The organism is Nocardia sp. NPDC001965 (assembly GCF_053594175.1).
In genome coordinates this window covers 147664-155273 of sequence record NZ_JBSFDZ010000015.1, presented here as the reverse complement: position 1 = coordinate 155273, position 7610 = coordinate 147664, and the positions used below count along the sequence as shown (strand labels likewise).

5 protein-coding genes are annotated in these 7610 nt (G+C 67.6%); 3 read left to right on the top strand and 2 right to left on the bottom strand.

Annotated features, from left to right (window positions below; translation table 11 throughout):
* The first annotated feature begins 564 nt into the window (after positions 1–564).
* Positions 565–2019 (top strand): NAD-dependent succinate-semialdehyde dehydrogenase, encoded by a 1455-nt coding sequence (locus tag ACWCPQ_RS21710; RefSeq protein ID WP_449901591.1) that lies wholly within the window; start codon positions 565–567, stop codon positions 2017–2019.
* Positions 2020–2108: 89 nt separating this feature from the next.
* On the opposite strand, the gene ACWCPQ_RS21705 is transcribed toward ACWCPQ_RS21710, so the two are convergent.
* The gene (locus tag ACWCPQ_RS21705; protein WP_449901589.1) at positions 2109–2420 is read right to left on the bottom strand and encodes a chorismate mutase; all 312 of its coding nucleotides are present in this window, start codon (positions 2418–2420) and stop codon (positions 2109–2111) included.
* Between the two features lie 339 nt (positions 2421–2759).
* On the opposite strand from ACWCPQ_RS21705, the gene pcrA reads away from it, so the two are divergent.
* Together pcrA and ACWCPQ_RS21695 are read left to right on the top strand one after the other, a co-directional pair.
* Positions 2760–5468, top strand: coding sequence for a DNA helicase PcrA (pcrA, locus tag ACWCPQ_RS21700; RefSeq protein ID WP_449901586.1), 2709 nt, complete (start codon positions 2760–2762; stop codon positions 5466–5468).
* A gap of 63 nt (positions 5469–5531) precedes the next feature.
* Positions 5532–5933 carry a hypothetical protein gene (locus ACWCPQ_RS21695; RefSeq protein ID WP_449901604.1) on the top strand — a complete coding sequence of 134 codons (402 nt, stop codon included), beginning with the start codon at positions 5532–5534 and terminating at the stop codon, positions 5931–5933.
* 62 nt (positions 5934–5995) lie between these two features.
* On the opposite strand, the gene ACWCPQ_RS21690 is transcribed toward ACWCPQ_RS21695, so the two are convergent.
* Entirely contained in the window at positions 5996–7294 is a 1299-nt protein-coding gene (locus tag ACWCPQ_RS21690; protein WP_449901584.1) for a peptidoglycan DD-metalloendopeptidase family protein, read from the bottom strand.
* Positions 7295–7610 lie beyond the last annotated feature (316 nt).

Sequence of the window (7610 nt, the reverse complement as noted above, 5' to 3'; positions counted from 1 at the left end):
GTTCAGGCCTCGAGACTCGCGCCTGCGGCGCATGCGCTTCGAGGCCTGAACGGCGAGACGGGCCTCAACCCTTTCAGGTGTCTCGTAAAACTCGACTCGGGGGGTTACGGGAGCATTCGACATTCGTTTGCATGCGGGCCCGAAATGTGTGCAGGTCGGCATGCGGACCTTCGGTTCTGCTGCCGGGGCCACCCTGGAACGGAAATCAGCCGCTGGTCGGCATGCGGACCCGCGAGTTTCCGCTACTCCGGGAGGGTCGGCATGTGAACCCGTGCCTGTCGCTACACCTGGGGGGTCGGCATGCGAACCCGTGCCTGTCGCTACTCCGGGAGGGTCGGCATGCGAACCCGCGCCGATCGCTACACCGGATCGTCGGCATGCCGACCCACCATTCACCTATTCCCGGACGGTCGACATATAGAGGTGGGGCCCGCCCCGGTTCTGGAGCGACAGAGCGAAGGAGCGCAGCGACTGAGCGCCGGAGTGAAGAACCGGGGTAACGAGGGCCCCACCCGCGGCGCCGCAGGCGCCGCAAATGAACACAGCCCGGCCTAGGCTGACTGGATGGCTTCCGAAACCGAAGTACTTGCCTCTGTCCCGAAGCAACTGTGGATCGGCGGGCCCGTCGACGCCACGGGTGGTGGCACTTTCGCGGTGCACAACCCGGCGAATGGTGAGGTTCTCGTGGAGGTGGCGGACGGGGCGCCGGAGGACGCGGTACGGGCCCTGGATGCCGCGTCGGCGGCGCAGGCGGGCTGGGCGGCGACGCCGGCTCGTGAGCGTGGTGAGATCCTGCGTGCGGTGTTCGAGCGCATCACCGCGCGGGCGGAGGAGTTCGCGCTGCTGATGACGCTGGAGATGGGTAAGGCGCTACCGGAGAGCCGTAACGAGGTGCGGTACGGCGCGGAGTTCTTCCGCTGGTTCAGCGAGGAGGCCGCGCGGATCCACGGCCGCTATCTGCACGCGCCCTCGGGGACCGGGCGGATTCTGGTGCACAAACAGCCGGTCGGTCCATGCTTGGCGATCACCCCGTGGAACTTCCCGCTGGCCATGGGCACCCGCAAGATCGGTCCCGCGCTGGCAGCGGGCTGCACCATGATCGTCAAGCCCGCTTCGGCGACGCCGCTCACCATGCTGCTGCTGGCGAAGTTGTGTTCCGAGGCCGGGCTGCCCGACGGCGTGTTGTCGGTGATCACCTCGCGCCGGTCCGGTGCGGTCACCCAGCCGCTGCTCGACGATCCCCGGCTGCGCAAGCTCACCTTCACCGGATCCACCGAGGTCGGCCGGACCCTGGTGGAGAAATCTGCGTCGGGGCTGCTGCGTACCTCGATGGAACTCGGCGGGAACGCGCCGTTCGTGGTGTTCGACGACGCCGATATCGATGCGGCGGTCGAGGGCGCCATGCTGGCGAAGCTGCGCAATGGGGGCGAGGCGTGCACGGCGGCCAACCGGTTCCATGTACAGCGCGGGGTGGTCGAGGAGTTCACCGAGAAGTTCGTGGCGGCGATCCACGCCCAGGTGAAGCTGGGGCCCGGGACCGACCCGGACACCACGCTCGGACCGCTCGTCGACGAGCAGCAGTTGAACACCGTGTCCGAGCTGGTCGAGGACGCGGTGACAGCGGGTGCGTCGGTCCGGGTCGGCGGGAAGGCTCCGGGTGGCCCGGGCTGGTTCTATCCGGCGACCGTGCTGACCGATATTCCCGCGCAGGCGCGGATTCTGCGCGAGGAGGTCTTCGGGCCGGTGGCGCCGATCGTGGCCTTCGACACCGAGGAAGAGGGCTTGGCCGCCGCCAACGACACCGAGTTCGGTCTGGTGAGCTATATCTACACCCGGGATCTGGACCGCGCCCTGCGGGTGGCCGAGGGGCTGGAGAGCGGGATGGTCGGGGTGAACCGGGGGGTGATCTCGGATCCGGCGGCGCCGTTCGGCGGGGTGAAGGCGTCCGGTTTCGGCCGGGAGGGCGGTACCGAAGGTATCGAGGAGTATCTGTCGACCAAATACATCGCTATGACGTGACCGACAGTACGAACCGCCCTGGGGCGTAGTCACCCGGGGCGGTTCGCGAGGTTGCGACGGTCTGCGGGCCGTCGCGTCGGTTTAGGGGTCTAGCGGCCGAGCCGTCCGCGACCGAGTCGCAGTAACAGCATTGCCAGAGTGTGACCTTCCTGACCCAGTTCGCTGAAACGTTCCAGCACTTTCATTTCCCGGCTGTGTACCAGCCGGGTGCCTCCAGAGGCCATCCGGGTGCGTCCGATCACCCGCGAGATCTCCGTCCGGCGCTTGATCGCCGTGAGGATCTCCGCATCCAGCCGGTCGATCTCCTTGCGGAGTTTCTCGATCTCGGCTTCGGTCCGAGGGAGCTCCGAGTCCGTGTCGGTTGTCGAACCCGACCCGGTCGCCGTAGCGGGGTTGCTCATTTCTCATCTCCTCGTGTCAGAACCTGGATCGGCGCCGAGGCGCGTCGTGTTACCGGTCCAGAGCTCTTCCACCGTGAAAAAGACCCGGCGGGTCCTGGTAGTGCCGTTCCCCCTTACCTGCCCCGATGGGGCCTCAGGTGCCCGGTCTGCGGCCCCGCTGTCCACACAACCGGCGCGGATGTTTCGCTGAAGGGCAAACCATATTGCCAGTTTGCCACGGTAACCGAGGTATGCAAAACGCTCACTGGTGGGGATATCGGTGTTACGCGGCGCACGCGCGAGACCGAATTCGGCCGAGTGTTCGATCGTGTCGGGTCGCGGCGGTAGCGTGAACAGACGATGGACACCACCGGGGCAGCACTTCGTTCGGATTCGCACAATTCGCGGGCCACCACCGGCGCCGGCTCACCGGAGCCCGGCGCTGCCGAGGCCGTGACCCTGCCCGGCCTGGAACTATCCGGTAATCGTGGCGCGGCGGATCCCGGCGGTCGGGAGGCCGGTGGCGCGCCGAGCAGACTGGCCGCGTTGCAGCGGCGGGTACAGGCCGAACAGACACAGCGGCGTACCGATACCGCGCAGCGCCGGGCCGAGGAGGCGGAGCAACTGCTCGAGGGCCTCAATCCACAGCAACGTGCCGCGGTCCTGCACACCGGTCCGCCGCTGCTGATCGTGGCGGGGGCGGGGTCGGGCAAGACCGCGGTACTGACCCGCCGGATCGCGTATCTACTGGCCGCTCGCGGTGCCACGCCCGGGCAGATCCTGGCGATCACCTTCACCAACAAGGCCGCCGCCGAGATGCGGGAGCGGGTCATCGAGCTGGTCGGTCCACGGGCCGCGAGTATGTGGGTGTCGACCTTCCATTCCAGTTGTGTGCGCATCCTGCGTACCCAATCGGCACTGCTGGCCGGCCTGAACTCGAATTTCTCCATCTACGACGCCGACGATTCCCGGCGCCTGCTCACCATGATCGGCCGGGATCTGGAACTGGACACCAAGAAGTACACGCCGCGACTGCTCGCGACCGCCATCTCCAATCTGAAGAACGAACTCGTCGGTCCCGAACAGGCGAGCAGCGACGCCGGTTTCGAGGAAGCCGAACTACCGCGCGTCGTTGCCCGCGTCTACACCGAATACCAGCGGCGGCTGCGCACGGCCAATGCACTGGACTTCGACGATCTGATCGGTGAGACGGTCGCCCTGCTGCAGCGGCATCCCGAGGTCGCCGAGTACTATCGCCGCCGGTTCCGGCATGTCCTGGTCGACGAGTACCAGGACACCAACCACGCGCAGTACGTGCTGGTGCGCGAACTCGTCGGGCACCACACCACGAGCCCGGACTCGACCGGCGAGGCGGCCGAGACCGACGCCGGTGCGGCGGCCGCCGCGGACAACCCGGAACCGGATCCGCACGCTGTGCCGCCCAGCGAGCTCTGTGTGGTCGGTGACGCCGATCAGTCCATCTACGCCTTCCGCGGCGCCACTATTCGCAATATCGAGGAATTCGAGCGAGATTTCCCCGATGCCGAGACGATTCTGCTGGAACAGAACTACCGGTCCACCCAGAACATCCTGTCCGCGGCCAACTCGGTGATCGCGCGCAACAGCAACCGCCGCGACAAGCGGTTGTGGACCGATGCCGGTGAGGGCGAACTCATCACCGGCTATGTCGCCGACAACGAACACGACGAGGCGGCTTTCGTCGCCCGCGAGATCGACCGGCTGGTGGACGAGGAGCAGATCGCCTACTCCGATATCGCGGTGTTCTACCGCACCAACAACAACTCCCGGGCGCTGGAGGAGATCTTCATCCGGATGGGCCTGCCCTACAAGGTGGTCGGCGGAGTCCGGTTCTACGAGCGCAAAGAGGTCCGCGATATCGTCGCCTACCTGCGGGTGCTGGAGAACCCCGACGATGCGGTCTCCCTGCGCCGGATCCTCAACACCCCGCGCCGCGGTATCGGGGACCGCGCCGAGGCCTGTGTGGCCGTACACGCCGAACAGCGCGGGATCGGTTTCGCCGAGGCACTGCGCGATGCCGCCGCCGGTGAAGTCGCCCTGCTGAACACCCGGGCACGTAACGCCATAGCCGGTTTCGTCGCCCTGCTCGAACAGATCCGGGCCGCGGGCGAAATGGACGAGGTCGACTTCCCGGATGTGGGTGCGGTGGTCGAGGCGGTGCTGGACCGCACGGGTTACCGGGCGGAGCTGGAGGCTTCCGACGATCCGCAGGACGGTGCGCGGCTGGACAATCTGAACGAACTGGTGAGCGTCGCCAGGGAATTCAGTTCCGAGGCCCGTAACGCGCTCGAAGCCGCGGCGGCGGAGGGTCTGGTCCCCGAAACCGGTGAGGGCGAACCCGAGCCCGGTTCCCTGGCCGCATTTCTGGAGCGGGTATCGCTGGTGGCCGATGCCGACCAGATACCCGAGGAGGGCTCGGGCATGGTCACCATGATGACCCTGCACACCGCCAAGGGGCTGGAGTTCCCGGTGGTTTTCGTCACCGGTTGGGAAGACGGTCAGTTCCCGCATCTGCGTGCCCTCGGTGATCCCGCCGAACTGGCCGAGGAGCGGCGGCTCGCCTATGTGGGCATCACCCGGGCGCGGCGCCGGCTCTACCTCACCCGGGCGGTGGTCCGCTCCGCGTGGGGGCAACCGGTTTTCAACCCGGAGTCCCGGTTCCTGCAGGAGGTTCCCGATCATCTGATCGATTGGAAACGGCTCGAACCCAAACGTCCCTCGGCTCCTACGCAGTACGGCCGTCGCCGCGGCGCCGAGTCGGCAGGGGAGGACTGGACCGGTGGCTGGCCACCGTCCAGGGAGCCCCGGCCCGGTATCGGGGAGGCACGCCCGGCCCAGCGTCGGGTGTCCCGGAACAATGTCGGTCTGGTGCTGGCGGTGGGCGATCGGGTCAGCGACGACAAGTACGGTCTCGGCCGAGTGGTCGCCGCCGACGGGATCGGCGATATGGCCAGCGTGACGATCGATTTCGGATCCAGCGGCACCATCCGGCTCATCCCGAAGTTCAGTCAGACGCTGACCAAGCTCTAGCGGACCCGCAGGGTCCGGCGGGCGCGGTAGGTTCCGATCGTGCAGTCTGTCGCGCAACATCTGATGTGGTTCCTGCCGGCGCTTTGGCTCGGTATGGTGCTGGCCATCTCGTTCCTGGAAGCGCCGCTGAAATTCCGTGCGCCCGGGGTCACCACCGAACTCGGACTGGGCATCGGGCGGTTGGTGTTCCGGGCGCTCAACACCGTGGAGACGGTATTCGCGGTCGTGCTGTCGGTGGCGGCCGTCGTTCTCGCACCCGCAGGTGCGGTATGGGTGTGGCTGGCCGTGGCGGTGGTGATCCTGGCCGTCCAGCTGGCCGTGGTGCGGCCGCCGCTGTCCCGTCGCTCGGATCGGGTACTCGCGGGTGAGGAACTGCCCCGGTCCCGGGCGCACTACTGGTATATCGGGCTGGAATTCGCCAAGGTGATCGCGCTGGTCGGACTGGCTGTCGCGGCCGCACCGTGAAAACGACCCTCGGCGGATTTCGGCCGAGGGTCGCGTATATCGAACGGGTGGTGGAGAGCCGGTCAGTCGCCGCTGCCGGTGAGGCCGATCCCACGGGTGGCGAGCCACGGCACCGGGTCGATCTTGTCGCTGCCGTTGAGCCAGACCTCGAAGTGGCAGTGCGGGCCGGTGGAGAACCCGCGGTTGCCGACGGTGGCGATCTGATCGCCCGCGAACACGTACTCACCCGTCGAGACGGTGGTGGTGTCGACGTGCCCGTACACGGTGATGGTGCCGTCGGCGTGCTTCAGCCGGACCCACATACCGAAGCCCGAGGCGGGCCCGGCATCGATGACCTCACCATCGGCCACCGCGTAGATCGGAGTTCCGATGGGCGCGGCCACATCGATTCCGAGATGCTGGACGCCCCAGCGGGCGCCGAACCCGGAGGTGTAGGAGCCACTGGCGAATTTCGAGAACAGTGGGCGGAACTTGGCTTCCTCCGCCTGGGCGAGATCTTCGGCGAATTGGGCGCCGTTGGCCAGCATTTCACCGAACCGGCTGGTATCGGCCGGGGCGTCGCCGCCGAGCATCTGGGGTGAGGCGGTGTTGGCTGCCGCGGGGTCCTCGGTTGCCATCGACTGGGCGGCGATCTCGTGTACCGAACCGGCGGCCTCGTAGTCGGCGGCCTGCTGGGCCTGTTTGTGGTCGCCGCCCGGTTCCGCGGTGGCGCATTGCCCGGCCGCGACCACCGCGCCCGCCGCCATCGCGACGACCGCGGCACGGCCCTTGAGCGCGGTCGGCGGGGCGGCTACCCGGTGCGCGCCGCGGGAGCGGGACTGCCGGGGCGCGTCGTCGGTGTCCTCCTCGGCGATCGGCGCGCTCTCCAGCGCCTCGGCGATCGTCGTGGGTCTGTCGTAGCGGGCGGGCTCGTGGAGTACGGGTGCCGCGGGGCCGGCGTCGTGCCAGGACTGTGCCGGGTCCTCGTGCCAGGACTGTGCCTCGGTCCAGCTCTGATGGGTGTTCCAGTTCGGGTCACTGTGCCAGGCGGGCTTCTCGTCCTGCTGCCATCCGCTCTGCTGCCAGTTGTTCTGCTGCCAGTCGGTGTGCGGCTGCGGCTGTGGGTCGGCAGCGGACCAGTTGCCGGCCTGCGAATCGGCCCAGCCCTGATTGGTCGCCCAGAAGTCGTCGGCGGCGGTGCGATGGACATCGGCCGCGGCGGAAGCGGCGGCGGTATTGAGGGGGCGCCTGCGTGACCGGCTGTCACCGGGGGCACCGAACGCGTTGAACGATTGGACCCCGTCGAGCTGCTCCGGGTTCTCGCGCCGGCGCCGACCGGGACGACCGTTGGTCTGCGGGTCGAGGGTGCCGCGGTGGTTCATCGGCCGATCCGCATCCGACTGGCATCGGAGAGCTGCTCCGTGGTGACGGGATGCGGTGCCGGAAAGGCTGCTGCCGAACGGACCTGCGACTGCGGAGCGGGGTGCTGCGTCAAGCTGCCGTCCTCTCTAAACCTGCTCACGGGAGCGATACCACGGAGATCTCTACCCGCGCGACAACCGGGTGCGCAAGCATCCACGCTGTGCAACGTTTGTGATCGGGCTGTGACATCGACCGCTTCGACGGTAACGAAACGATTGCGGTGCGGCAAGCGGTAGGACGTATTCAAACGTTACTGTGACATTGATCACGTTTCCT